The organism is Paenibacillus turicensis, assembly GCF_050461185.1.
GTDB classification, from domain to species: domain Bacteria; phylum Bacillota; class Bacilli; order Paenibacillales; family Paenibacillaceae; genus Fontibacillus; species Fontibacillus turicensis_A.
Genome location: NZ_JBCMOR010000009.1, coordinates 53,717 through 78,880, shown reverse-complemented (window position 1 = coordinate 78,880; position 25,164 = coordinate 53,717). Strand labels below are relative to the sequence as shown.

The 25,164-nt window shown below is 41.2% G+C and carries 27 protein-coding genes and 1 riboswitch; of the genes, 1 reads left to right on the top strand and 26 read right to left on the bottom strand.

Going from position 1 to position 25,164, the window contains the following annotated elements; all coding sequences use genetic code 11:
* Positions 1-28 precede the first annotated feature (28 nt).
* A complete protein-coding gene (gene fabZ, locus ABE099_RS14795; protein WP_210090556.1) occupies positions 29-451 on the bottom strand; it encodes a 3-hydroxyacyl-ACP dehydratase FabZ in 423 nt (140 codons plus the stop codon).
* A gap of 377 nt (positions 452-828) precedes the next feature.
* On the opposite strand from fabZ, the gene ABE099_RS14790 reads away from it, so the two are divergent.
* Positions 829-1,776 (top strand): Rpn family recombination-promoting nuclease/putative transposase, encoded by a 948-nt coding sequence (locus ABE099_RS14790; protein WP_430031904.1) that lies wholly within the window; start codon positions 829-831, stop codon positions 1,774-1,776.
* 127 nt (positions 1,777-1,903) lie between these two features.
* On the opposite strand, the gene ABE099_RS14785 is transcribed toward ABE099_RS14790, so the two are convergent.
* The 25 genes from ABE099_RS14785 to ABE099_RS14665 form a co-directional block, all read right to left on the bottom strand.
* Positions 1,904-2,200, bottom strand: coding sequence for a DNA-directed RNA polymerase subunit beta (locus tag ABE099_RS14785; RefSeq protein ID WP_430031903.1), 297 nt, complete (start codon positions 2,198-2,200; stop codon positions 1,904-1,906).
* An 11-nt stretch (positions 2,201-2,211) separates the two neighbouring features.
* Positions 2,212-3,054: a flagellar hook-basal body protein gene (locus ABE099_RS14780; protein WP_430031902.1), complete on the bottom strand. Its 843-nt coding sequence runs from the start codon at positions 3,052-3,054 to the stop codon at positions 2,212-2,214.
* Positions 3,055-3,069: 15 nt separating this feature from the next.
* Positions 3,070-3,951, bottom strand: a complete 882-nt coding sequence (locus tag ABE099_RS14775; protein WP_430031901.1) for a flagellar hook-basal body protein — start codon at positions 3,949-3,951, stop codon at positions 3,070-3,072.
* A 104-nt stretch (positions 3,952-4,055) separates the two neighbouring features.
* Positions 4,056-5,054: a rod shape-determining protein gene (locus ABE099_RS14770; RefSeq protein ID WP_342453977.1), complete on the bottom strand. Its 999-nt coding sequence runs from the start codon at positions 5,052-5,054 to the stop codon at positions 4,056-4,058.
* A 282-nt stretch (positions 5,055-5,336) separates the two neighbouring features.
* Positions 5,337-5,621: a sporulation transcriptional regulator SpoIIID gene (gene spoIIID, locus ABE099_RS14765; protein WP_430031900.1), complete on the bottom strand. Its 285-nt coding sequence runs from the start codon at positions 5,619-5,621 to the stop codon at positions 5,337-5,339.
* A 216-nt stretch (positions 5,622-5,837) separates the two neighbouring features.
* Positions 5,838-6,581, bottom strand: a complete 744-nt coding sequence (locus ABE099_RS14760) for a peptidoglycan DD-metalloendopeptidase family protein (protein ID WP_430031899.1) — start codon at positions 6,579-6,581, stop codon at positions 5,838-5,840.
* A 60-nt stretch (positions 6,582-6,641) separates the two neighbouring features.
* On the bottom strand, positions 6,642-7,838 hold the full coding sequence (gene spoIID, locus ABE099_RS14755) for a stage II sporulation protein D (RefSeq protein ID WP_430031898.1): 1,197 nt from the start codon (positions 7,836-7,838) through the stop codon (positions 6,642-6,644).
* Positions 7,839-8,006: 168 nt separating this feature from the next.
* A complete protein-coding gene (gene murA, locus ABE099_RS14750) occupies positions 8,007-9,350 on the bottom strand; it encodes a UDP-N-acetylglucosamine 1-carboxyvinyltransferase (protein ID WP_430031897.1) in 1,344 nt (447 codons plus the stop codon).
* A 267-nt stretch (positions 9,351-9,617) separates the two neighbouring features.
* Positions 9,618-9,863 (bottom strand): DUF1146 family protein, encoded by a 246-nt coding sequence (locus ABE099_RS14745; protein WP_430031973.1) that lies wholly within the window; start codon positions 9,861-9,863, stop codon positions 9,618-9,620.
* 269 nt (positions 9,864-10,132) lie between these two features.
* Entirely contained in the window at positions 10,133-10,546 is a 414-nt protein-coding gene (locus ABE099_RS14740) for a F0F1 ATP synthase subunit epsilon (RefSeq protein ID WP_430031896.1), read from the bottom strand.
* Between the two features lie 61 nt (positions 10,547-10,607).
* Complete coding sequence (gene atpD / locus ABE099_RS14735; protein ID WP_430031895.1) at positions 10,608-12,008, bottom strand: F0F1 ATP synthase subunit beta; 1,401 nt, start codon at positions 12,006-12,008, stop codon at positions 10,608-10,610.
* A 73-nt stretch (positions 12,009-12,081) separates the two neighbouring features.
* Positions 12,082-12,942 carry an ATP synthase F1 subunit gamma gene (atpG, locus tag ABE099_RS14730; RefSeq protein ID WP_210090545.1) on the bottom strand — a complete coding sequence of 287 codons (861 nt, stop codon included), beginning with the start codon at positions 12,940-12,942 and terminating at the stop codon, positions 12,082-12,084.
* A 199-nt stretch (positions 12,943-13,141) separates the two neighbouring features.
* Positions 13,142-14,656, bottom strand: a complete 1,515-nt coding sequence (gene atpA / locus ABE099_RS14725) for a F0F1 ATP synthase subunit alpha (protein WP_210090544.1) — start codon at positions 14,654-14,656, stop codon at positions 13,142-13,144.
* Between the two features lie 15 nt (positions 14,657-14,671).
* Positions 14,672-15,220: a F0F1 ATP synthase subunit delta gene (locus ABE099_RS14720; protein ID WP_430031894.1), complete on the bottom strand. Its 549-nt coding sequence runs from the start codon at positions 15,218-15,220 to the stop codon at positions 14,672-14,674.
* Positions 15,217-15,708, bottom strand: a complete 492-nt coding sequence (gene atpF, locus ABE099_RS14715; protein ID WP_430031893.1) for a F0F1 ATP synthase subunit B — start codon at positions 15,706-15,708, stop codon at positions 15,217-15,219. Before atpF ends, ABE099_RS14720 begins: the two co-directional genes overlap by 4 nt.
* A gap of 141 nt (positions 15,709-15,849) precedes the next feature.
* Entirely contained in the window at positions 15,850-16,062 is a 213-nt protein-coding gene (atpE, locus tag ABE099_RS14710; RefSeq protein ID WP_210090541.1) for a F0F1 ATP synthase subunit C, read from the bottom strand.
* 98 nt (positions 16,063-16,160) lie between these two features.
* The gene (gene atpB / locus ABE099_RS14705) at positions 16,161-16,928 is read right to left on the bottom strand and encodes a F0F1 ATP synthase subunit A (RefSeq protein ID WP_430031892.1); all 768 of its coding nucleotides are present in this window, start codon (positions 16,926-16,928) and stop codon (positions 16,161-16,163) included.
* A 32-nt stretch (positions 16,929-16,960) separates the two neighbouring features.
* Positions 16,961-17,338: an ATP synthase subunit I gene (locus ABE099_RS14700; protein ID WP_210090539.1), complete on the bottom strand. Its 378-nt coding sequence runs from the start codon at positions 17,336-17,338 to the stop codon at positions 16,961-16,963.
* A 378-nt stretch (positions 17,339-17,716) separates the two neighbouring features.
* The gene (gene wecB, locus ABE099_RS14695; protein WP_430031891.1) at positions 17,717-18,859 is read right to left on the bottom strand and encodes a non-hydrolyzing UDP-N-acetylglucosamine 2-epimerase; all 1,143 of its coding nucleotides are present in this window, start codon (positions 18,857-18,859) and stop codon (positions 17,717-17,719) included.
* 49 nt (positions 18,860-18,908) lie between these two features.
* Positions 18,909-19,538 (bottom strand): uracil phosphoribosyltransferase, encoded by a 630-nt coding sequence (upp, locus tag ABE099_RS14690; RefSeq protein WP_430031890.1) that lies wholly within the window; start codon positions 19,536-19,538, stop codon positions 18,909-18,911.
* A 184-nt stretch (positions 19,539-19,722) separates the two neighbouring features.
* Positions 19,723-20,973, bottom strand: a complete 1,251-nt coding sequence (gene glyA, locus ABE099_RS14685) for a serine hydroxymethyltransferase (RefSeq protein WP_430031889.1) — start codon at positions 20,971-20,973, stop codon at positions 19,723-19,725.
* A 57-nt stretch (positions 20,974-21,030) separates the two neighbouring features.
* Complete coding sequence (locus ABE099_RS14680; protein ID WP_430031888.1) at positions 21,031-21,621, bottom strand: TIGR01440 family protein; 591 nt, start codon at positions 21,619-21,621, stop codon at positions 21,031-21,033.
* Between the two features lie 69 nt (positions 21,622-21,690).
* Positions 21,691-21,772: riboswitch (ZMP/ZTP riboswitch) on the bottom strand.
* Between the two features lie 61 nt (positions 21,773-21,833).
* Positions 21,834-22,397, bottom strand: a complete 564-nt coding sequence (locus ABE099_RS14675; protein WP_430031887.1) for a low molecular weight protein arginine phosphatase — start codon at positions 22,395-22,397, stop codon at positions 21,834-21,836.
* A gap of 74 nt (positions 22,398-22,471) precedes the next feature.
* Positions 22,472-23,032: a manganese efflux pump MntP family protein gene (locus ABE099_RS14670; RefSeq protein WP_430031886.1), complete on the bottom strand. Its 561-nt coding sequence runs from the start codon at positions 23,030-23,032 to the stop codon at positions 22,472-22,474.
* 103 nt (positions 23,033-23,135) lie between these two features.
* A complete protein-coding gene (locus tag ABE099_RS14665) occupies positions 23,136-25,163 on the bottom strand; it encodes a Na+/H+ antiporter (RefSeq protein ID WP_430031885.1) in 2,028 nt (675 codons plus the stop codon).
* Position 25,164 lies beyond the last annotated feature (1 nt).

The following is a 25,164-nucleotide window of genomic DNA, read 5'->3' as shown; positions in this document are numbered from 1 at the left end:
AATATAAAAATATTATACGGTTCTAATATTACGATAAAGCAAATGTAATTTCGCCTTCAGCTACAACCTTATCCTCCACTTTCGCTATACCATATCCTCTGCCGATTGGACCCTTCACACGTATGATCTCTACCTCAAGACGAAGTGTATCGCCAGGAACAACTTGTTCACGGAAGCGGAAATTGTCCAGCTTAGCCAAAAAGCCAATTTTCCCTTTGTTTTGCTCCAAAGACAAAATCGCAGCCGCACCTACCTGTGCTAATGCTTCTGTAATCAATACACCCGGCATTACTGGATGCTGTGGAAAATGACCAAGGAAAAACGGCTCATTTATTGTAACATTTTTAATTCCCACTGCCCGTTTGCCTTCTTCCATCTCCACGATTTTATCTACAAGTAGGAATGGCGGGCGATGTGGGATAATTTCTTGAATTTGTTTAGAATCTAACATTAATAAATCCTCCTTCAATATTTACGAATATTGGCATAAAAATGACTTTAAAGGGCAATACTGTGTATATCCTTCGCCTCTGCAGAAGCGAAGGTTCAGATAAGGGGCTGGTCTCCTTTGTAGCTCACAAGCTATAAAGGAGACATCAGCCCTTTTGTCATCAAAGAGCTGTATGCCTATTTATTCACATAATACATCCATCTAATTATACCTTTTCCAACTGCCAGCGTAAACTTTCCTGTTCACTCTCTTTAAGCACAAGTATGAAGTTAATTAATAACACGTAATAGCTTGCGAAACCTTACCTAAAGACTGACTCACTCAAGGTAACCTAACTTCTGTGATATAATTTAAGAAAGAAAGGGAGATGAATTCAGATGAGTGAGCTACTTAATCCACGCAACGATTTTGTATTCAAGCGTATATTTGGAAGTGAAGCCAATAAGGATGTCCTTTTAGCCTTCCTCAACCAAACCTTTATTGAAGCAGGAGAAGAGCCTCTTAGTGAAATTACATTACTGAATCCATACACTGATAAAGATGCTCCGCTTGATAAACAATCTATTTTTGATATTTGGGCAAAAACACAGACAGGTGAACTTATTAATATAGAAATGCAGTTATTTAATAAATATGACATTGAGAAGCGTACACTATTTTATTGGAGCAAACGCTACTCTTCTCAACTACAAGAAAGTCAATCTTATAGAGAACTTAAAAAGTGTGTTACCATTAATATTTTGAATTATTCATTCTTGCCAAACGACAGGTATCATAATATATTTCATTTAAGAGAAGACCATACCGACATTTCATTGTCTGATGATATTGAAATCCATTTTTTGGAGTTAGCCAAATTAGAGCAAATGTCTGTTCCAATTCAGGGTGGATTAATTAATTGGCTTCTCTTCTTAAAGGGAAGCGACAAATCAAATTGGGAGGTGCTTCAAATGAATGAACCTAAGCTTAAAAAAGCAATGGATACATTAGAATATTTAAGTCAAGATGAGGAAGCTCGAATGCGATACGAGCAGAGACAAAAATTTCTGCATGATGAAGCCTCTTCTATGGAATATTTTATGGAAAAGGGACTAAAGCAAGGGATGGAAAAGGGAATGCAACAGGGTATGCAGCAGGGTATGCAGCAAGGTATGCAACAGGGTATGCAGCAAGGTTTGAAAAAGGGCTTAGAGGAAGGCGAGCGCAAGAAAGCTATCCAAATGGCTAAAGGCCTACTTGAAGAAGGAATTCCCGTCCACATCATTGCCAAAACAAGCGGTCTATCTGAGGCTGAAATTACAGCCCTGAAGCAGGAGAATAAATAATAAGCAAAAGAGCCATTCAATCCTAATGATACACCTCGGGTAATAGCCCCGAACCTCATTAGAAAGAATGGCTCTTTTTTATTGAAAGTCTATTTCACACTTGCGAACACTAAGCTACCATGCACTGCTATGGCGCAAACACTAAATCGTATACATGCTTCCATGTATTAAGGTCCCACACGTGTGAAAGATCTTGTTTACCTAAAACTACAAATCCTACAACTGCTCCCCCAAAGAAGACCAAAATTAAGACCACAATAATAACGACAATGCGAAGAAGTACCCACCAGCCTGACTTCCCTTGCTCTTTAACTTTCTTTGTGTCCTTTGTGTCCTTTTTCTCTTTTGTCTCTTTTTCCCGTTGCAACTGCTTAAACTGTTGTGCTTCTTCTTTTTCCTTTACGGGGGGATTTTCCTGACTCATACCCTCATCACCTACCCACGCAAATTATTGGCTAAATTCATCATGTTGTCACTAGAAGTTAATGCGCGTGCTGCAAGCTGATATGTGCGCTGAACCTGAATTAATTCCGCCATCGTTCCAGATATGTCTACATTAGAATTTTCGATTACACCCTGTTGCAATTTAGCTCGCTGTGATGACTGAGGATCAATCGTACTGTTGTTTTGGAGTACAGCTTGTTCTCCTTCTTCTCCTTGCCCACCAGAGGCAATTACATAAAGACCATTGTCACGACGCTCTAATGCATCAGGACGAATAACAACAGATACATTAATTGCGCCTAAGCCTACAACTTCATCTCCTTGCAAAGCTGTAATATTCCCATTCGGATCAATATTAAACTCCCCATTAGCCGGGACGGTAATTCGTTGATTTTCTTCATTCAGCACAAAATAGCCCTGACCATTTACGAGATAAGCTTCCTCCTCGTTTTCAGGGTTAGGCTGTAAATGAAAGTCTCCCCCCCTTGTATAAGCGGTGGGACCATCCTCAGATAATGAAACCTTGAACAAAGCATTCCCTTGAATGGCAATGTCTGTTTTATTACCCGTCTCAATCAGATTACCTTGCTTATTATTTTGCGATATATATGAAAGCTTAGAACCAAAGCCCATCTGAAATCCCATCGGTGTAGCTCGTCCATCTAGCTTAAATTTGTCCCCTTGCTTTTTGACAGCAGTTAAAGTTTCTTCAAATGTCGCTTGCTTACTTTTATACCCCGCTGTATTTGCATTCGCTAGATTATCTGCCAGCAGGTCAAGTCGTTGTTGTGTCCCACCGAGAGAAACCATTGCACTTATCATGGAGTTATTCATGTGGAGCCTCCTATTCTACACTCTGCCAATTTCATTGACGGCTTTGTCTAAGCTTTTATCATAAAATTGAATGACCTTCTGATTGGATTCATAGGCCTTCTGTGCAGCCATTAAATCAACCATCGATTGAGTTGGATCTACAGTCGAGCCCTCTAGTGCACCCTGTCTCATCTCTACAGCATCATTTGCCTGCAAATCTCGAATGTCAGCTACCTCTTCGTCTTCAGCGCGATACGTGTTGCTTCCCTCACTAACCAACTCTTGAGGTCGGTTCACAATTTTAATCCCAAGCTGTCCAAACTGATTCACACCATCTGTCATTACTCCTGCCGCATTAATGGTGAGATTGTCAACAGATAAGCCCGCTGGAAACGTGATTGGCTCCCCTGCTTGATTCAGCAAACGATATCCTTGCGCAGTGAGTAGCTCTCCGTTTGCACCAATTTGAAAGGAACCATCACGTGTATATTTCACGTTATTGTTATTGTCCATCACAGAGAAAAATGCTTCTGGACGATACATAACTTCTCCATTTTCATTGACATACTTGCCTGAGGAGTCAAAAGCGATAGCTTGTCCAGTTGCAGGGTCATTAACTTCAATATTACTTTTAAGCGAAAGATCCGTATTTCTACCCGTATCTCTAATATCACCTTGAGCATAAGAAGGCATACTTTCCTCTGCAAACACCCCTGTTGCAAGTCTACCAATGTTACGTGACGTTGGTTTTTGACCATTGCTTTGTAGTGCCACCAGCATCTCAGGAAAAGTACGTGAAATACTATTCACCTGCTTATAACCCGGTGTATTCATATTGGCAATATTTTGCGTCACCGTATCATGACGACGTTGCTCTGCAATCATACCCGCAGTTGCGGTGTAAAGCCCTCTCAACATGGAACAAACCTCCAGACAAGTATCTGCATAAAATTTAGAATGACTTATTTACCGTACAATACTTCTGTTAAAATTATCAACATATACCTCTTGTTATCGGCAAATTAGAATTTTTTCTTAATAGCACGATCAAGATTATCTAGCATAATGCCTGTCCCTTTTACAACACAATGCATTGGATCTTCTGCAATAAGAACAGGTACACGTAGCTCTTCAGCTAGCAGCTCGTCCAATCCATTAAGCAACGCACCACCACCTGTAAGAATAACACCACGATCGATAATATCCGCGGACAACTCTGGCGGAGTACGCTCCAACACAGATTTTGCAGCAGCTATGATCGCAACTACAGAGTCATTTAAAGCTTCTTGAACTTCTGCAGCAGTGACTGTAATCGTAAGTGGTAGCCCCGATACCATATCACGACCACGAATATCCATTTCGTCCTTGCGACCAGAAGGATGTACAGTACCGATGCCGATTTTAATATCCTCAGCAGTACGTTCACCAATCATGAGCTTATATTTAGTTTTAATATATTTAATAATCGCAGCATCAAACTTGTCACCAGCAATCTTAATGGAGGAAGCTGTGACGATATCTCCCATCGAGAGCACCGCCACATCTGTTGTACCTCCACCGATATCTACGACCATATTGCCACTTGGCTCATAAATATCCATGCCAGCACCAATCGCTGCGGCTTTAGGTTCTTCTTCCAAAAATACATCTTTAGCACCACTACGCTCTGCCGCTTCACGAATAGACTTTTGCTCTACAGAGGTAATATTCGTTGGTGCACAAATTAGAATGCGTGGACGACTATACCAGCTACGCGCCCCCACTCGATCGATAAAATGCTTAAGCATCATTTCCGTAATTTCAAAATCTGCAATAACTCCATCTCGAAGTGGACGAATGGCCACGATGTTACCTGGCGTACGACCTACCATTTTTCTCGCATCTTCACCTACTGCAAGTACACGTTTTGCATCGCTATCAATGGCAACAACAGACGGTTCGTCTAATACAACACCTTTTCCTTTAACATGTATAAGCACATTCGCTGTACCTAAATCAATACCGATATCCTTACTCATTATCGTGATCCCCCAAAGCGTATTTTATTGAACTTAACATTCTGCATAATTACATGATGAGCGGGTCTAACCGGTTTAATCAAATTCATGCAAAATGTACTGATACGAGATTGATTTATAGAAATTTATAGAAAATTTAATATAGATCGATGAAATTCTGCAAAATGACCAAGATTTCAAGGAATATCGATAAAATTCCACATTCTCATACCATATTTAAAAATACCATACTTTAGGGGGTTTATTCAATAAACTTCCACGATAACGAAACAGAATATTTACCCTTTATTTTGCCGAGCTAATCACCTCTCGCTCTTCTTTTCCCTTCTTCTTGTATTTTATCTTAGTTGCTTCTCCCCCGCGCAGATGGCGGATCGACTTATGATATTCAAGTATGTGCTTCACCTGATCTGCTAGGTCTGGATTTATTTCAGGTAGACGTTCTGTTAAATCTTTATGCACCGTACTTTTAGAAACCCCAAATTCTTTGGCAATTGTTCTAACTGTGTGTTTGGTTTCTACGATGCAGCGGCCAATTTTAATTGTACGTTCCTTGATGTAATCATGCACGCTCCCGCCTCCCTATTCGAGATAGTTTGGTACATTATATGAGGGGCGTGACTATATATTCTTTGTTTTAAAACGTGACAAGCTTGGCCAAGCATGGTTTTTGCAAATTTCATGATGAAAATAACTTGTACATCCTGCGTAGTAACAGCATTTTTAAAAAGTTGTACAAAATAAAAAAAGCAGAGGGCAAATTCCCTCTGCTTGCGTGATTTTAAATTAATTTTGAGGAAGTACAGTCGTTGGATTGACCAATTCATCATTTTCGTACACAGCAAAGTGTACATGATTTCCAAGGTCCTTCTCCATTTCATTCCGCCCAGCTGATGCAATTTTGTCACCAAGCTTTACTTCCTGACCTTGCTTCACTGCAACATCTGTTAAGCTTTCATACACTGTTTTTAAATTTTTGGCATGTGTAATTTCTACGACATACCCTAAAACCGCATGATCCTCAACTCGTGTTACTTTACCACTCATTGCAGCCTTAACTTCAAATGGCTTACCATCCTCACGCGCTAAGTCAATACCTGTGTTTGGAATAAATGTATCGTTGTATTGCACTAATGCTGCTTGATGGTCTTCTGGTGTTCCTTCTTTTTCATAGAACGGCTTTACAATTTTAACCTCTTTCACATTTGCAACTGGCCATGCGAAATCTTCTGAGACTGCCATCGTATTTACTGTTTTGTCACTACCATTATCTACTTCTGGTGAGCCACCTGCTGGTAACGTTGCGGAATTTGTAACTGTAGTATCGGATTGAAGCGGTTTGTTAGAACCGGCATCCTGATAGACCCATACTAAAGTTAATATAATTGCCGCTGCTGCTACATAAGCTGCTGGATATACCCATCTCTTAGATAACAGTTTCTTCCATGTGGATGTGGATGGCTCCGTTGCTCCTATCAAATTTTTAGGAGATTCCTCATGGTTCTGCTTTTTTTGGTTTTCTTCTTTCATTTGATCATCACCTCAATAACCATTGTTACCGAGGGCTAAATCTTTTATACTCCCAATATATCATTTTTTTGAAAGTTTATTTGAGAGTAGCTTCTCTACCTGATCGAAGGAAATGCCAGTATAGTAGTATTTTAATATTTGCGCTGCACTATAGCCACTACGTGCCATCCCTTCCGCTCCCCATTGACTCATACCTACGCCATGACCATAACCATACGTTGTAATCTGTATTTTATTATCTTTATAGCCAATCTTAAACTGACTCGAACGCAAATCTAATTTCTCTCTCATCTCTCTGCCAGTCATCGGAATGCCATTGACGGAAATCTTCTTTACCTTTCCCCCTTTAGTAGTAGATAAAGTTTTGAAGAGACTAGCTATTGACTTCTCTGACATGGAAGTAGCAGGAATAGCCGGTGGACTCAAATCTAGCTTACGAAACAATTCATCAAGTGAAAAGCTCACGGTCACCTCGTTATTTTCCTGTAGCTTGGGATCCCAAGGGCTAGGGACACTCCGTAAATAAGGAACGGCTTGGCTCCAGTAATCCTCTGAATTTTCTGTATACCCACCACTCGCTGAAAAAAAAGAGGCTGTGATTGGTTTACCTTTATAAGTCATAATAATGCCTTCTGTTTCTTTCACTGCCTGCTTAAGCTTCGCTAGCTTGTCCCCACTCCCATTACTAGACCAACCTGCTAGCTCCTCCTTCGATATATAGGCTTGGTGTGCAACTGTATCCGTTACATCAGCCTTATTATCAGGAACACCGCTGACATCACCTGCCGCGAGTCGTCGTGCAATAAAGGTACGCGCTGCAACCGCCTGTGCCTTTAAGGCTTCTAGTTCAAACTTTGCTGGCATTTCAGCTGCGATGACACCCATTATATATTGTTCTAGTGATACAACTTCAACTTGTTTTGTTTTATGCAAATACACACTTATCGTTTGCTTAGGAGAAAGGAGTGTGCCTGTGAGTCCAAACTGAGACAACAGCTGTTTTTCACTCTGTATTTCTTTATTTGATTTACTAGGATGGATTGATTTATTGGGTTTATTTATTTTGCTATCTTCTTGTACTTTAGAATCAGTAGGGACAGGAAAGGGTCGACCAAGTGTAAGTAACGCTGGAATAACGATAGCTAGAATTACTATAGCTAGACAGCTCATGAGGTGAGGGAAATACTTATAGTGGATAAGTCGGCGATAGGCTTGGCGTAACGACTGCAACGAATGGTAGCGTTTATTAAATGACATCTATTGATTACCTCCATCATGTGTAACTGCTATATTTATAGCCTATGATTTTGAAGGTTTTAATAGAACGAAAAAGTAGGGAGATGATTTATTTGTCAAAATAAAAAAAAACAAGTCTGCAATTTTAGAAACCTTTTGCAGACATGCTCCGTCTTAATTATATACAAGTTACGCCAAAGTTGGCTGAATATTGAGTTTTTGGAACACTTTTTTATTAGTGACACCTTCAGCAGCCGCTGCTTTGACATCTTCATTTAGACTAATACGGTAAATATCTGCGCCTAAACCAGCTAATTTTTCTGCTAAATGTACATATCCACGATCGATATGATGTGTACCGCTAACTTCTGTAGTACCTTCTGCAACAAGCCCCGCAATAATTAAGGCTGCACCTGCGCGAAGATCAGTAGCACATACTTTAGCACCGCTAAGCTTAGCGCCACCCGTTACAATCGCACTGCGACCTTCTACTTTAATTTCTGCGTTCATTAATTGAAATTGCTCCACATGCATGAAGCGATTCTCAAATACGGTCTCAGTCACAACACTTGTTCCTTGAGAAATCAATAACAAGGCCATCATTTGAGATTGCATATCTGTTGGGAATCCAGGGTAAGGTAATGTTTTTACATCCACTGCTTTTAACGGCTTATCTGCGATAACACGAATTCCGTGTTCTTGAGCATCAACGGTAACACCCATTTCTTCTAGCTTAGAGATCACTGGACCTAAATGGTCTGCGATAGCTCCTTCTACAAATACATTTCCACCCGTCATTGCTGCGGCAATCATAAAGGTTCCTGCCTCAACGCGATCTGGAATAACGGTATGATCTGTACCACGTAGCTTTTCTACACCCTCAATACGGATAACACCAGTGCCTGCTCCACGTACAACTGCACCCATACTATTTAAATAGTTAGCGAGATCAACAATTTCAGGTTCTTTCGCTGCATTTTCAATTACCGTTGTCCCTTCAGCAAGGGTTGCCGCCATCATAATATTTTCAGTAGCACCTACACTCGCTACATCCAGATATATTTTAGCACCGTGTAAACGGCCATTGGAACGAGCTTCAATAAAACCTTGACCTAACGTAATTTCTGCTCCCATCGCTTCAAAGCCTTTTAAATGCTGATCAATTGGTCTAGTTCCAATCGCACAACCACCTGGAAGTGAAATACGTGTATATCCTTTTCTCGTTAACAAAGGGCCCATGACAAGAAAAGACGCCCGCATTTTGCGCACCAGCTCATAAGGTGCTTCACAGGAAGCTATATTTTGTGCATTAACGGTAATAACCTCACGGTCATAAGATACCTCTGCACCTAACGCTTCCAATACTTTATTAATGGTCATTACATCATCCAAAGGAGGTGCATCACGAATAATGCTAATTTCCTCTTCTCCTAGTAGTGATGCTGCAATGATCGGTAGCACTGAATTTTTTGCTCCGCTAACTTTAACGTTCCCGGTCAAAACATTGCCACCGCGGACGATAAATTTGCTCATCTTGGTTCCCTCCGCGCGTATCATTTTCTCCTTAAAATCCCCTAAACTTCATAATAGCATTATATACCCCATACATACAAGGCTCTATTGCTGTCGAATAAACTCATAATTAAAACACTAATGTCGCATTCTGAAATATTATGCCACATTCCATAAGTAATAAGATATAGTCCTTATTCCCCATTGTTAGCAATTTGTGCTGATGTTATTCGACAATTTTAGAACCAGTTAGCTCAGCGACTGTAGGTCTATCTACATAGACTTATGTTAAAACATGTAACGTAGCATAATCGTATAGCGTAAATAGTCGATAACAAAGGCAGCTACAAAATGACCGATGATTACGGCTAACAGCAATTGTAATAACTTACCTTGCGCGCCTCTTGGATGTCGTATGAATAATTCCCATTTCACATTTTGCATAGCCCACCAGGATAATCCAATACAAATTAAAGAAACAATAATTGCAGTAAGTCCATTTACCCCAGCCATCTCTTGAAATGTATCTCTCATCTCCACCGCTAAGTGTACCTCCTACTCATGTATATATCTATGCTACTCACCTAGCTTTTGTTAATCCTCTAAAAAATAAGATGTATATAGATGCAAAAAAGGTGTAAAGCAGATGTAAAAATAGTGACCTTATATATCATACTTGGACTTGTAATAATAATCCAGTCCTAGTTTGTAATTGAGAGGGCTTACACTAGATATTTTTTAAAATATTTTTTATATTTTTTCTGAAAAAAGACCGGACATCCTTGTAGATGCCCGGTACATTGCTATTCCTTTGTACGACTAGATACATTAATCCGAGTGATCGCTCTCTGTAACGAAAGCTCTGCCCGACGATGATCAATACGATCTTGATTGCTACGTGCGGATAAACGGCGCTCTGCACGTTCACGTGCTGCCTTGGCGCGCTCGATATCGATCGCTTCGGGTAGCTCTGCACTCTCAGCAAGAACAATGACCTTGTCGCCTTGTACTTCAACAAATCCTCCATGTACTGCGATGGATATTGTTTTACCATTTATCTTCGCAGTAATAGGTGCAACTTGAAGTGGAGTTACAAGTGGAATATGTTTTGCTAAAATTCCTAATTCTCCTTCAAGACCACGGACAGCTAAGCTATCCACCTCTTGTGAGAACACGACATGCTCTGGTGTAACGATTTCTAATAAAAAGGTACTCACCTATTATCCCTCCTATTCGCGGGACAGTTCATTTCTGAAGTATCCGCCTTAACGGTTTCTTCTACAAGGTCTTCGCTTTTTCAACAGCTTCTTCGATTGTACCTACGAACAAGAAAGCTGCTTCAGGAAGATCATCATGCTTACCATCAAGAATTTCTTTGAAACTACGTACAGTTTCAGCAATAGGTACATATTTACCTTTGAAGCCAGTAAATTGTTCAGCTACGTGGAATGGTTGTGACAAGAAGCGTTCAATTTTACGTGCGCGAGCAACGATCAATTTATCGTCTTCAGACAACTCATCCATCCCCAAGATCGCAATAATATCCTGAAGCTCTTTATAACGAGCCAATAGTTGTTTAACGCCTTGCGCAACGTTATAGTGCTCTTCGCCTACGATTTCTGGTGCAAGCATACGAGAACTGGATGCCAACGGATCTACCGCTGGGAAAATCCCTTTTTCAGAAATTTTACGTTCCAAGTTCGTTGTTGCATCAAGGTGAGCAAACGTTGTTGCAGGAGCAGGGTCGGTATAGTCATCCGCAGGTACGTAAATCGCCTGAATTGAAGTAACAGAACCCTTTTTCGTGGAAGTAATACGCTCTTGAAGCTGACCCATTTCAGTTGCAAGTGTTGGTTGGTAACCTACCGCAGATGGCATACGTCCCAATAACGCGGATACTTCTGAACCAGCTTGAGTAAACCGGAAAATATTATCGATGAACAGAAGCACATCGCGGCCTTCTTCATCACGGAAATATTCTGCCATGGTCAAACCAGTTAACGCAACACGAAGACGTGCGCCAGGTGGTTCGTTCATTTGTCCGAATACCATCGCTGTTTTATTAATAACGCCAGAATCCATCATTTCATGGTACAAGTCATTTCCTTCACGGGTACGTTCACCTACACCCGCAAATACAGAAATACCACCATGCTCTTGCGCAATATTGTTAATCAATTCTTGAATTGTAACGGTTTTACCTACACCGGCACCACCAAACAATCCAATTTTACCACCCTTAGCATAAGGAGCTAACAAGTCAATAACTTTAATCCCTGTTTCAAGGATTTCAGATTGGGTTGATAACTCTTCAAATGAAGGAGGTTGACGGTGAATCGGCTTTCTTGCTTCTGTTGCCACATCACCTTTATTATCAATCGTATTACCAAGTACGTTAAATACCCGGCTAAGTGTAGCTTCACCTACAGGTACGGAAATTGGTGATCCCATATCGATAGCTTCTGTTCCACGAACGAGACCATCTGTTGTAGACATTGCAATACAACGTACAAGATTATCACCAAGATGGTTGGAGGCTTCCAAGATTAAGTCGCCAGCACCATTTTCCGCGTTTGGATTCACAATTTTAATAGCGTTAAAAATTTCCGGAAGCTGTCCACGTTCAAACTCAATATCAACAACCGGACCCATTACGCTAACCACGCGTCCTTTGTTCATTTATGTTTCCCTCCTAAAAATCCGTACTATTACGAATCAATCTCATAGATCCATGTACCGAATATGAAATTGATTAGCTCTGCGCATTAGCGCCAGCAACAATTTCCGTAATTTCCTGGGTAATTGCAGCCTGACGAGCACGGTTAAACGTCAAGGTAAGCTCACCAATCATTTTTGTTGCATTTTTTGTTGCGCTACCCATCGCTGTCATTTTTGCACCAAGCTCACTTGCCTTACCTTCCAGAAGAGCACCAAAAATCAGAGTTTCTGCATATTTCGGCAACAATACTTCAAGCACTACCTCAGGTGAAGGCTCGTACTCATAGTTTGCCGCTGTTCCATGCACCTCTACACGATCAAAAGGAAGCAATCGCTCGATTGTTGGAACCTGTGTGATGGCATTCACAAATTTGTTATAGCACACATATAGCTCATCATACTCTTCATTTTCAAAGCCTTGAACAGCAGCGTAAGCTAATGATTTGATATCAGCGAATTTAGGGGTATCCGTCAATTCTGTAATTTCATTCACGACTGGAAGCTCACGACGATTAAAGTAGTCCCGACCTTTACGTCCGATGACAAACAAGCCGTATTCATCTTTGGAGGCATGGCCTTTTAATTGGTCCATCACTTTACGCAATAGGTTAGTGTTATAACCACCTACCAAACCACCATCAGATGTAATTACGATATATGCCACACGCTTAACTGGACGAGTGACTAACATCGGATGAGTAATACCATCAGAACCTGCAGCAGCAATACTAGACACGACTTCCTTTAGCTTTTCAGCATAAGGACGAGAGGCCTGTGCTTTCTCTTGTGCTTTTCTTAGCTTTGCCGAAGCTACCATTTCCATCGCCTTAGTGATCTGACGTGTACTTTGAATACTTTTGATCTGACGCTTAATTTCACGAATCCCTTTTGCCATGATTTCACCACCTTAAGACTTTGACAACGTCAAAGTTACATCGTAAGCATTAACTTAACTTTGATTTGGAGAATCAAAGTTACTTCGAAAGCATAAACCTAAACTTTAACCAAAGGTTAAAGTTACTTCGTAAGCATTACTTTACTTCGTAAGCAAGTCACGTTAAATCTATATTTTCACAGCTAACTATGACGAAAAATTAATGAGAGGATGCAAATCCACGTTTGAATTTCTCGATTGCTGCTTTTAATGCTGCTTCGTTATCTGCAGTTAAATCCTTAGTATCTGTAATAGATTGCAATACTTCTGGATGCTCGCTATCTACAAATGCCAAAAATTCTGCTTCAAAACGTCTAACATCGTTTAATGCAATGTCATCAAGATATCCTTTAACCGCAGTGTACAAGGACACAACTTGCTTCTCAACTGGAAGTGGTTGGTTGACACCTTGCTTTAGGATTTCCATCATACGAGAACCACGAGTCAAACGAGCTTGTGTTGATTTATCAAGGTCAGAGCCAAATTGAGAGAACGCTTGAAGCTCACGATATTGCGCCAAGTCTAGACGCAAGGAACCAGCAACCTTCTTCATCGCTTTGATCTGTGCTGAACCCCCTACACGGGAAACGGAAATACCAACGTTGATCGCTGGACGTTGACCAGAGTAGAATAAGTCAGACTCAAGGAAGATCTGTCCATCTGTAATGGAAATTACGTTCGTCGGAATGTACGCCGATACGTCAGACGCTTGAGTTTCGATAAATGGAAGTGCTGTAATGGAGCCTCCACCTAACTCATCACTTAATTTTGCTGCACGCTCTAACAAACGGGAGTGCAAGTAGAATACATCACCTGGGAATGCTTCACGACCCGGAGGGCGACGAAGTAGCAAGGACAATTCACGATAAGCTGCTGCTTGCTTAGACAAGTCATCATAGATGATCAACACGTGCTCGCCTTTGTACATGAAGTACTCAGCCATAGCTACACCAGCATATGGTGCGATGTACAAGAGTGGAGATGGCTCAGAAGCTGCTGCTGTAACTACGATGGTATAATCCAAAGCACCATGACGGCGTAACGTTTCAACTACGTTTACAACAGTGGATTGCTTTTGACCGATAGCAACATAAATACATTTTACTCCGTTGCCCTTTTGGTTGATGATCGTATCGATTGCAATCGCAGTTTTACCTGTTTGACGGTCACCGATAACCAACTCACGTTGTCCACGACCGATCGGAACCATGGAATCAATCGCTTTAATGCCTGTTTGCATAGGTTCATGTACAGACTTACGATCAATAACGCCTGGTGCGTTATTTTCAACTGGACGGAATTCAGTGGTTTCAATTGCACCTTTACCATCAACAGGTTGGCCCAATGGATTTACAACACGTCCAAGTAATGCTTCACCAACTGGAACCTGCATAATTTGTCCAGTCCGCTTCACTTGATTTCCCTCACGAATGTCGCTGTAAGGTCCTAGAATTACGACCCCGACATTAGATTCCTCTAGGTTGAGGGCAAGACCAAAAACGCCGTTTTCAAACTCAAGCAATTCGTTTGCCATGGCGTTCTCAAGTCCATGTACACGAGCAATACCATCACCAACTTGAATAACGGTACCAACTTCGGCCACTTCAATTTCTGATTTATATTGTTCAATCTGACTTTTAATCAGTGTACTGATTTCTTCAGGTCTGATACTCAAGTGTTTCACCCCTATCTACAGTGCTTGTCTTCGAAACGACTTCTCAAGCCGTTTTAATTTACCAGCCAAACTACCATCATACAATGTATCACCAATTCTGACCTTCATCCCGCCCAATAGCTCCGAGTCAATTTCGTTAATGACACGAATCTTTTTGTTTAGTAAAGCGCCAAACTCAGTGGCTACATTTTCCTTTTCCTGCTCGCTCAAAGGATATGTTGTATACACAGTAGCATTAGCCAAACCTAGTGCATCACTAGTGATTTTGATATAGCTGTTCAAAAGCTCCGGCAAAATTTCTACACGACCTCGTTCTATAATCAATTTCGCTAATGATAAAACAGGCTTAGAAACCTTTTCTTCTAATCCAGCCGCAAGAACCTTCCATTTCTCAGATTCAGAAACGTTAGGACTGTCAATAAATTGCTTCACTAGCTGGTCATCGTTTAACACAACGACTAAGCTACGGAGTTCATCCTCGGTCTCTAAGGTGCGACCTTCCTGTGCTGCAATTTCATACATTGCTTTAGCATATCTGCTTGCAACTACAGCCTCGCGACTCATGATTTTTTACCTACCTCTTCGAGATATTGATCAACGAGTTTTTCTTGCTCTGCCGGATTAGTTTCAACCTCACGTTGAATTAATTTAGATGCAATATCTACGGAGTACGAACCAATTTCAGCACGTAATGCTTCCACTGCTTTGTTACGTTCACTTTCAATATCACGCACTGCCTCTGTTTTAATACGAGTTGCATCAACTTTAGCTTGTTCAAGTAAGTCTTTAGCTTGCTTGCTGCTGCTTTGCTTCGATTGCTCGATAATTTCAAAGGCTTCCTGACGTGCCTGTTTAAGCGCATCTTTTTGCTCTTCTACATATACAGTAGCTTGTTCTCTGGTTTTCTTTGCTTCTTCTAATTGGCCAAGCACCAGTTCACGACGTTGCTCCATAACTGCAAATAGCTTCCCAAATGCAAACTTATTCAATAGCCAATACAAGATCCCAAATGCAACCATGGTAATCAAAATATTTTCCCATAAGACTGTCAACTGATGGCACCCCTTTCCATTAAGCACTATGGTGCTTCGTGTAGAAAATATAGATTGTTAGCTTTACGTTACTACTCTACAAATCTACATTTTAAAAACGAAGGCGCGGATGGCATCGGCCGTCCCCGCCAAACCTTAATATTAAGAAAACATGATTAGGAATGAAATTACTGTTGCTGCCAAAGGAACAACCTCTACGATACCTACACCGATAAACATTGTTGTTTGAAGTGAGCTTGTAGCTTCTGGTTGACGAGCGATAGATTCTACTGTTCTACTTACGATCATACCGTTACCAAGACCTGCACCAAGTGCTCCTAGACCAACTGCTATTGCTGCTGCTAAAAAGTTCATTTAAAAATCCTCCTTAGAATTTGAAAAGTTTTTTAAAATATAATAACTCTTTGATATGAACATCATGATGTTCCTTTAGAGTTTATTAATGTCTTTCCTTAATGAGCCTTCTCATCATGGATTGTATATTGAGCAATATACACCATGGTTAAGATGGTGAAAATGTAAGCTTGAAGTCCACCTACGAAAACACTGAACCCTTGCCATAATCCCATAAACGGAATACCAATAAATTTCAATTTCAGAATTACGGTAATCAGTACCTCACCCGCAAAAATATTCGCGAATAACCGGATTGCAAGTGCAATTGGCTTCGATAAGTTCTCGATAATATTTAGCGGTAAGAAGATTGGGAATGGTTCAATAAAGTGCTTGAAATAATGCTTGCGATTATTTTTAATTCCTAAATAGTTCATCAGGATAAAGATAATCACTGCTAAACCAGCTGTCACAGAAATATCAGCGGTTGGTGATTTCCACCACATTATCTCAGCATGTGCTCCGCCTGATAGATTTTCGGTTGCCTCAATCACAGATCCAAAAATAGTGACTGGATGATCCACCTCTGTGGCAATACCTAATGGCAAACCAAGCAAGTTAGATACAAAGATGAAAAGAATAAGTGTTAGACCTAAAGATAAATAAGGTCTTCCCTTCTTTGAATCCATAGCACTTCCAATAATCCCTTGTACAAATTCAACGATCCATTCCATAAAGTTTTGAACCTTAGATGGATTTTCAACTGACAGATTTCTTGTTGCCAACCAACATAAGACAAATACGATAATCATCGTAACAAGCAACATTAAAACCGCAGACAGATCTAGGTGAAAGCCTCCAAGGTTAATAATTGGTGCATCATGCATAAATATGATTCCCTCCTTTCCCTTTAAACTGGTTAAGACTTGTTCCGAAGCGATACAAAAATACCGACAGGGATCGTAAGAAGCTGTGGGACAAATAGCGCACAAATCGTTGCTTCCATAGATAAAGTATCAAGCCTAAATGCAACCGCAAAGGTGAGCACCACAAGACACATTCTCGTTAGAAAGCCAAAACTAAAGCGACTATTCTCCTGAGTTACCACAATTTGAGCTAGTCTACGTACTCTGTTAGAAAGATAGGTGGTATTCACCAAACCAACAACCAGACCCAACATAACTCCAGATAGGATAGTTCGGTGTGCAGGAAGAAAAGCCCATCCCATAAACAAGGCAGATAATATAATTATCGTGATCCTCGTTACGGTCACAGTAATGGAGTGTAGCTGATCCATTTCATTCCCTCCATTGACTTTGATAATTAAAAGTCCTGCATATCAGTCACAAGCATATAAAACGATAACCCTTACCAGCATATACCGCTTTGCTCCCTTATTATAATCGGAATTTTTTGGCAAGGAGTTTATGCATGGAGCTACATTTTAGAAGATTGTACAAAATTCGACACAATTCTACCGCTATTGCAGCTTGTTCATAAGCCTTTAAGCTTATTTAAACTAATCCCAACTCATTTTACTGAATGTGACGACTTTTTGTCAATTACTTAAAAAAGCTAACAAATGTGATAATGATCACTGTGAAAGCGTCAAACCATACAGTTCATATGTATGGTCGGTGCTTCTGAACTAGAACATTAGTACTTTTGTTCCATTTTATACCTTAAATTCCTCAGGACGTTCACTCACTACTCCAAAATGATGTAAAATTGCTTCCACAATTCTTCTTGATGCATGCCCATCCCCAAATGGGTTGGCCGCAAGACTCATCTTGGTATATGTTTCCTTGTCACTGAGCAATACCTTCGTACGTTCATAAACCATCTCCTCATCGGTGCCAACAAGCTCTAGCGTACCGGCCTCAATTCCTTCTGGACGCTCTGTTGTGTCACGCAAGACGAGTACAGGTACGCCATGTGTAGGCGCTTCTTCTTGCAAGCCACCAGAATCCGTTAGGATCAGATGTGTATGTGGATAGTAGTTATGCAAATCCACAACATCAAGAGGGTCGATGAGCTTAATTCTAGGATGATTTCCCAAGTGTTCATACGCCGGAATCTTAACCGCAGGACTTGGATGAACAGGATAAACGATGGCAATATCCTCAAATTCATCTGCAATTCTACGGATTGCACGGAAAATGTTTAAATGTGGTTCTCCTTGCGATTCACGACGATGAGCCGTCATTAAAATAAGGCGTTTGCCTTGGGCCCATTCAAGCACAGAATCTTTATAATCGGGCTGTACAGTATATTGAAACACATCTATTACTGTATTGCCTGTGATATATATGCTTGACTTTGGCTTATTTTCCTTTAACAAATTCCCAGCTGCACCTGAGGTTGGCGCAAAATGTAAATCAGCCAGAACACCCGTTAATTGACGGTTCATTTCCTCTGGATAAGGAGACATTTTATTCCACGTGCGCAAGCCCGCCTCCACATGTCCAACCTTAATTCCTTGCAAAAAGGCGGCATAGCTGGCAAGGAAAGTAGTAAGTGTATCTCCATGCACCAGCACAATATCCGGCTTCGCTTCACGAAGCACTCCCTCCAAGCCTTGGAGCACCCGAATTGTAATCTCGTTTAACGTCTGGCTTGGTTTCATGACATCCAAATCATAGTCAGGTACGATTTTAAATACATCAAGCACTTGGTCCAGCATTTCACGATGCTGTGCAGTTACACATACTATTGATTCAATATGTTCAGGATGCTTTTGTAATTCGAGAATAAGTGGCGCCATTTTAATCGCTTCTGGTCGCACACCAAATATCGTCATCACTTTAATTTTAGACATAACGGCTTCCTTTCCACAGCTTATCTCTTGCTGCTCCTACGAGGGAATATTATTTTGTTCCGTATAGACGGTCACCAGCGTCACCAAGACCTGGAATAATATATCCATGTTCATCTAATCGTTCATCTAAAGCAGCCACATAAATATCAACATCAGGATGCGCTTCATGCACAGCTTGTACACCTTCAGGTGCTGCAATAAGATTCATCATTTTAATTTGAGTACAACCACGATTTTTAAGTGCATCAATCGCTGCAATTGCAGATCCCCCAGTAGCTAGCATAGGATCAATGACAATCAGTTCACGTTCTTGCACATCTGTAGGCAACTTCAAATAGTACTCTACAGGCTGTAAAGTGACAGGATCACGGAATAGACCAACATGCCCTACCTTTGCAGCTGGCAACAATTTCAGAACGCCATCAAGCATGCCAAGTCCTGCTCGTAAAATTGGAATTAGCCCAAGCATACGTCCTGCAATTACACGTACCTTCGCTTCTGCCACAGGAGTCTGTACTGTAATTTCCTCTAAAGGAATTTCGCGCGTAATTTCGTAAGCCATCAATGTAGCTACTTCATCTACTAATTCACGAAAGTCTTTCGTGTTTGTCCGCATATCGCGAATCATTGTAAGTTTGTGTTGGATCAACGGATGATCGCATATCACCAATTTTGGCATTGTTAGTCCCTCCGGTATATTGCTGAGTCTTTTTCTACAAATCCCGTTTATTATATCACTGTCGCTAAGCGAATGCCATGAGCATACAAACAAAAACCTCCAATCACAATGTTCATTATGACTAGAGGTTTGTTTTAACAACGTTTAAGTAGCTTCAATTATTATGAGCTAGAAGCATTCTGTTTTATTCGTAGCGAAGTCCTGTGTAAATCGGGAATTTAGAAGCTAATTCCGCTACATTTTTGCGTGCCTCTGCTAAGCTTGCTTCATCCTTCGGATTTTTCAACACAAGCGCAATCGTTTTACCAATCACCTTCATCGCTTCTTGGTCCATACCACGAGAAGTCACCGCAGGCGTACCTACACGAATTCCACTTGTCACAAATGGACTTGTTGGATCAAACGGAATAGAGTTTTTATTCACAGTAATGCCCACAGCATCAAGCACATGTTCAGCGTCTTTACCTGTAATATTCAAATTACGCGTATCGATCAGCATTAAGTGGTTGTCTGTACCTCCAGAAACAAGGTTTAAGCCTTCCTCAACAAGTGTAGCTGCTAAAGTTGCTGCATTATCAATTACATTTTGTGCATATGTCTTAAATTCAGGTGCTAAGGCTTCACCAAGTGCTACCGCTTTAGAAGCGATCACATGCATCAATGGTCCACCTTGTGTACCAGGGAATACCGCTTTATCGATCGCTGCTGCCCAAGGCTGGCGACATAAAATCATACCACCACGAGGTCCACGTAACGTTTTATGTGTAGTTGTGGTCACAAAATGTGCATGAGGTACTGGATTTGGATGAAGACCTGCTGCAACCAAACCTGCGATATGTGCCATATCGACCATAAACAATGCGCCTACATCATTCGCAATTTGACCTAGCTTTTCAAAATCAATAATGCGCGGATATGCACTTGCTCCAGCTACAATTAGACGAGGGCGATGCTTAAACGCCGCCTTCCGCACTTCATCATAATCAATCAAGAAGCTATCCTCTTGAACGCCATAGGAAACAAAGTTATACAGCAATCCTGAAGCATTAACAGGACTACCATGCGTAAGGTGACCCCCATGTGATAAGTTCATCCCAAGTACAGTGTCACCTGGCTTTAATGCCGTCAAATAAACCGCAAGGTTCGCTTGTGCACCAGAATGAGGTTGTACGTTAGCGTGTTCTGCACCAAACAATTCCTTTGCACGGTCACGAGCAATGTTTTCAACAATGTCCACATGCTCACAGCCACCATAGTAACGTTTTCCCGGATATCCTTCTGCATACTTGTTCGTTAGTACAGAACCCATTGCTTCAATTACTGCTTCACTGACGATATTCTCAGAGGCAATCAGCTCGATATTGTTTTGTTGACGATGTAGCTCTAAATTCATTGCCTCTAATATAGCAGGGTCTTGCTTCTTCAATTGATCCATGTTCCATTTCCTCCCGAATAAGTGAATTTGATTGTTTATGATAAAGTTGTTAATACCTTACTCACAGCTGCTTGTATTACCAGATGTCTCTGCTTGCGCATATTGTGCCCTCGCCCCACCAATAAGCTTCGGACGAGTCCAAGCGGCGTTCACTCTAGCGTGACCAATAAAACGAATGTAGGTTCTTACTGGAACTGCAACAGGACGAAGGTGCATCCCGATCATCGTTTCCCCAATATCGATGCCTGCGTCAGCCTGAATGCTTTCAGCTAAACAAGGAGTATCCATCAATTTATACGCCGTTGCTGCCATTGAACCCCCAGCGCCAGGAATTGGCACCGCCGCAACCTCTGTTAAACTGAACTGGCGTAAAACATGACGTTCAACAACAAGTGCACGATTTAAATGTTCACAGCATTGAAAGGCAAGATGAAGTCCAAGCTCACGGCTTACCTCCGCTAATCCTGCATACAACTCCGCACCGATGTCGATTTGACCGGCTGTTCCAATTTTTTTGCCCGCCACCTCACTTGTGCTAGCTCCAATTACGACTAAGCTACCTTGACCAAGATGACCTACCTCAACTAACTCCTTTAATACAAGTGTTGCTTGCTTTGCAATTTGATCTGGTACGAAAGCTGTATCCATTTCTGCAAGTCCTTTCTCATATATCTCTATATTTTGAAAAAAAGAGCAGAACACAGGTAACTGTGTTTTGCTCTTTGCCCAGGCGACCGGCCGTATGTTCCGATGCTCCATCATGGTATACTCCATTTCGTCGCCAGTTACATCGGATCCTTGCTATCTTCATTAAGAATAAAACATGATAGCAGTAAAATCAACCTTGATTTTTTAGCAGTTTACTCAGCAAGCTTGTCCAATAGCTTATTAATTGCTTCTGTAATCTCCTGAGCTACAATATCATAATCTTCTCTTGAGCCACCAAACGGATCCGAAACATCATAACCTGGCATCGCATGGTATAGCTCTCTAAGTCGCTCTAACCGCGCGGGTTCAAGTTCCTTCCCAATCGCCTTACTCATCTCAAATTCAGCCATTAGCTCACGTAGCTCAGCTTGCTCTGTATCCTCTGTCACATATTCCTTTAAAATATATGTCTTTTCCACTGCCTCTGGAAAGCTCTGAATAACGTAACGGCGATGAGCACCAGTTAATGTCAAAATGATATCCGCCCATTCCACTAATTCTGCGCTTAATTTTTTGGAGCTAATCTCATCTTGAATCCCTTGATCTGCAAGCACGCCTTGAGCATGCTTAGAAATTGGAAGACCATCCACCGCAGCTACTCCCGCAGAGGAAACCTCAACCTCCAGCTTGCGCTCTGCTGCCAATTTACGCAAAATCCCTTCCGCCATTGGGCTACGACATGTATTCCCTGTACAAACAAATAAGATTCGCATCATTGATTGTTCACCCCCAGAAGCTTGTCTTGTTTTGCTTCACTTATTCGTATAGTTTATCAAATTAGTATTATTTATCAAAATATAAATAGTAGTCCAAAGGCCAACAAGATTGCACCACCAACTGCTTCACCATATTCCCCTAAATTACGACCAACCTTTTTGCCTAACATTAGTCCTGACATAGATAATAACCCACCACAAAATCCAAACAATAAAACGATAAGCCATAAATTGGCATGAAACATTCCCAATGTGATCCCAATAGAAAAGGAATCAATGCTTACGCTGAGTGAAAATAATAAAATACCAAGAAAGGACTGGTGAGAGATCATCTGTACTTCCCCGTCCTTCAATGCATTATAAATCATATGTCCACCAAGTACAGCTAGTAAACCACCTGCCACATATTGGGATAGCTCCCCTAGCAAGCGACCTACATATTGTCCGGTTGCTACTCCTAATAAGGGCATTAATATATGAAAAAAAGCAACAACACTCGCTATAAGCAAAATTTCTTTTTTACGAATCCCTTTCATTCCAATGCCAATTCCCAATGAAAAGGCATCCATGCCTAGTGCTAAAGCCATCAATATGATCGTGACCCATTCACCTAGATAAGCATAAGCAACTGCCATTATCTTTTCCCCCATGTTCACTAGTCTTGTACAACCTATGCACAAAGGAGGAAAATCAGACCTTATCAGAGCTAAAACAGACACTCTTTCTTCAACTTTTCTTCTATTCTTCTTCTAAATCAGAATACAAAATGCCCGCTTCGATATAATTAATGTATTGACGAAGCTTAGCAGCATAGTCACGAGTAATTTCACCACGCTGGAACATATGCTGAATTTCATTTCGCTCTGCTTGAATGGCAGCTATTTGTAGCTCATTTTTATGCTCACTAAACCATTCATCCTGCACCGATCGAGTCATATCCTGCTGCTCCAATCGTGCAATAAGGTTCTTATAATGCTGAATAATGTTTAACCCTGCAACCCGATTAGTAACATTCATTTGACCTTTTATCGCTTTAATTGCAGCTTGAGAAGACACAACCCGAACTTGTCTTAATCGCTGGAGATCACATTCATGTAATTCAGCTTGCTTTTTATAAAATTGTTTGAAGAGCAGTCGACGCAAACGAATCCAAGAAACCATGATCACCATCTTGACGCGACTAGAAATAATCATTTCCATTTGATTCATCGTTTGTTCAATTCGCTGGGCAAGCTCTCCTGTAAGCTCTTCATTATCTATCATTTTTTGAATGGCGGCTCGTTCCGCCTCAAGCCCAATCATTCTAAGCTTAATCTCTTGCTTATGACGCTTCACATCAAGAATCTCTTCTTCATTATTTTCCAATTTTCTCAAGCGATTCTCATATTCCGCTACAACGAGTTTGGCCGCAAAGCTATTTTCTGGGGTGGTCTGCTCCCGAATGGCTAATATACCTGCTTTAAGCAATGCAGCTTTCGCTTCATCCTCACACTTAGCTTCTTCTGCGGCATGCTCCGACGGGTTTTGAGATAGAAGTGGAAGCATGACACTTGCAATTACTAGTGAAAATAAAATGACACCTGCCGAGATGAAAATAATGAGATCCCTTTCTGGAAAAGGGGCACCTCCTGAAATGACATAAGGAATCGACAATGCCGCGGCCAGGGTGACAGCCCCGCGTACACCTGACAAGGAAATGAGTACTGAAGACATCAGCTTAGGTTTCCCCATCTGTTTGCCACTCCCCAGCAACCAAGAGCCTTCCCAAAATAAATACACCCAGATAAAGCGGATTAAAATCAAGGATAAAGAAATAATGCCGATAAACCCTAACACTTGAAGGTTGCTATAATCAGGGTTTTGCCAAATTGTTGCTGTCGCATCTGGGATTTGCAATCCCATAATGACAAATACGAGCCCATTTAAAATGTAAATGATGACGCTCCATGTATTTTTAGACACGACCTGAAGCTCTGCCTGAAGCGATTCTGTACGATCACGCTCAATCGCATGCACAATTCCACCTGCAACCACCGCTAAAATTCCTGAAAACCCCAACTCCTCGGCAAATAAATAAATGACAAAGGGCGTGAGTAGCTGTAGCAGCATATGGATCGTCACATCCTCCATCCCTAGACGGCGTAAGAATACTCTTAACCATACGATCAGGAAGGAGACAACAACCCCACACAAAAAACCACCAACAGCGATATAAATAAAGCTCCATGTCGCTTCACCAATCGAAAATGTGCCAGTGACCATCGCCGCCACTGCGAATTTAAAAGCAACCAACCCTGAAGCATCATTAACAAGCGATTCTCCTTCAAGCAGGCGTAATATGCCTTTGGGTAGTGATATTCTCCCCGCTAAAGCACTAACAGCTACAGCATCTGTAGGAGATAAGATCGCGGCAAGTGCAAATGCGGCTGGCATCGGCATCGTTGGAATTAACCAATGAATTAGATAACCACCAGCAAATACAGTTACAAATACTAGCCCTAATGCTAACAACAATATAGGCGAGCGCAAGTTCCACAATTCTTCTCTAGGCGTTCTTTTTCCATCGTTATAAAGTAGCGGAGCAATGAACATGAGCAAAAACAGCTCAGTATTTAGCTCCATATGTATACCTGTAGGGAGCAATGCAACTCCTGTTCCTAATACAATTTGAAATAAGGGAACCGGAATAAATGGAATAAAACGATTAAGCACGTTAGAAAGCCCAATTAATATAAGCATAATGAGTACAATTTCAAACATCTCCATA

Bases quoted from the DNA above. Each gene is read 5' to 3' on its own strand.
- ABE099_RS14790 (WP_430031904.1), top strand. From the start codon at position 829: ATGAGTGAGCTACTTAATCCACGCAACGATTTTGTATTCAAGCGTATA.
- ABE099_RS14675 (WP_430031887.1), bottom strand. From the start codon at position 22,397: ATGATGCGAATCTTATTTGTTTGTACAGGGAATACATGTCGTAGCCCA.
- ABE099_RS14780 (WP_430031902.1), bottom strand. From the start codon at position 3,054: ATGAATAACTCCATGATAAGTGCAATGGTTTCTCTCGGTGGGACACAA.
- spoIID (WP_430031898.1), bottom strand. From the start codon at position 7,838: ATGTCATTTAATAAACGCTACCATTCGTTGCAGTCGTTACGCCAAGCC.
- wecB (WP_430031891.1), bottom strand. From the start codon at position 18,859: ATGTCTAAAATTAAAGTGATGACGATATTTGGTGTGCGACCAGAAGCG.
- ABE099_RS14665 (WP_430031885.1), bottom strand. From the start codon at position 25,163: ATGGAGATGTTTGAAATTGTACTCATTATGCTTATATTAATTGGGCTT.
- fabZ (WP_210090556.1), bottom strand. From the start codon at position 451: ATGTTAGATTCTAAACAAATTCAAGAAATTATCCCACATCGCCCGCCA.
- ABE099_RS14745 (WP_430031973.1), bottom strand. From the start codon at position 9,863: ATGAGAGATACATTTCAAGAGATGGCTGGGGTAAATGGACTTACTGCA.
- ABE099_RS14785 (WP_430031903.1), bottom strand. From the start codon at position 2,200: ATGAGTCAGGAAAATCCCCCCGTAAAGGAAAAAGAAGAAGCACAACAG.
- murA (WP_430031897.1), bottom strand. From the start codon at position 9,350: ATGAGCAAATTTATCGTCCGCGGTGGCAATGTTTTGACCGGGAACGTT.
- ABE099_RS14670 (WP_430031886.1), bottom strand. From the start codon at position 23,032: ATGGCAGTTGCTTATGCTTATCTAGGTGAATGGGTCACGATCATATTG.
- ABE099_RS14760 (WP_430031899.1), bottom strand. From the start codon at position 6,581: ATGAAAGAAGAAAACCAAAAAAAGCAGAACCATGAGGAATCTCCTAAA.
- ABE099_RS14680 (WP_430031888.1), bottom strand. From the start codon at position 21,621: ATGGATACAGCTTTCGTACCAGATCAAATTGCAAAGCAAGCAACACTT.
- atpD (WP_430031895.1), bottom strand. From the start codon at position 12,008: ATGAACAAAGGACGCGTGGTTAGCGTAATGGGTCCGGTTGTTGATATT.
- ABE099_RS14700 (WP_210090539.1), bottom strand. From the start codon at position 17,338: ATGGATCAGCTACACTCCATTACTGTGACCGTAACGAGGATCACGATA.
- atpG (WP_210090545.1), bottom strand. From the start codon at position 12,942: ATGGCAAAAGGGATTCGTGAAATTAAGCGTCAGATCAAAAGTATTCAA.
- atpE (WP_210090541.1), bottom strand. From the start codon at position 16,062: ATGAACTTTTTAGCAGCAGCAATAGCAGTTGGTCTAGGAGCACTTGGT.
- ABE099_RS14775 (WP_430031901.1), bottom strand. From the start codon at position 3,951: ATGTTGAGAGGGCTTTACACCGCAACTGCGGGTATGATTGCAGAGCAA.
- atpB (WP_430031892.1), bottom strand. From the start codon at position 16,928: ATGCATGATGCACCAATTATTAACCTTGGAGGCTTTCACCTAGATCTG.
- upp (WP_430031890.1), bottom strand. From the start codon at position 19,538: ATGCCAAAATTGGTGATATGCGATCATCCGTTGATCCAACACAAACTT.
- ABE099_RS14720 (WP_430031894.1), bottom strand. From the start codon at position 15,220: ATGAGTCGCGAGGCTGTAGTTGCAAGCAGATATGCTAAAGCAATGTAT.
- glyA (WP_430031889.1), bottom strand. From the start codon at position 20,973: ATGGATCAATTGAAGAAGCAAGACCCTGCTATATTAGAGGCAATGAAT.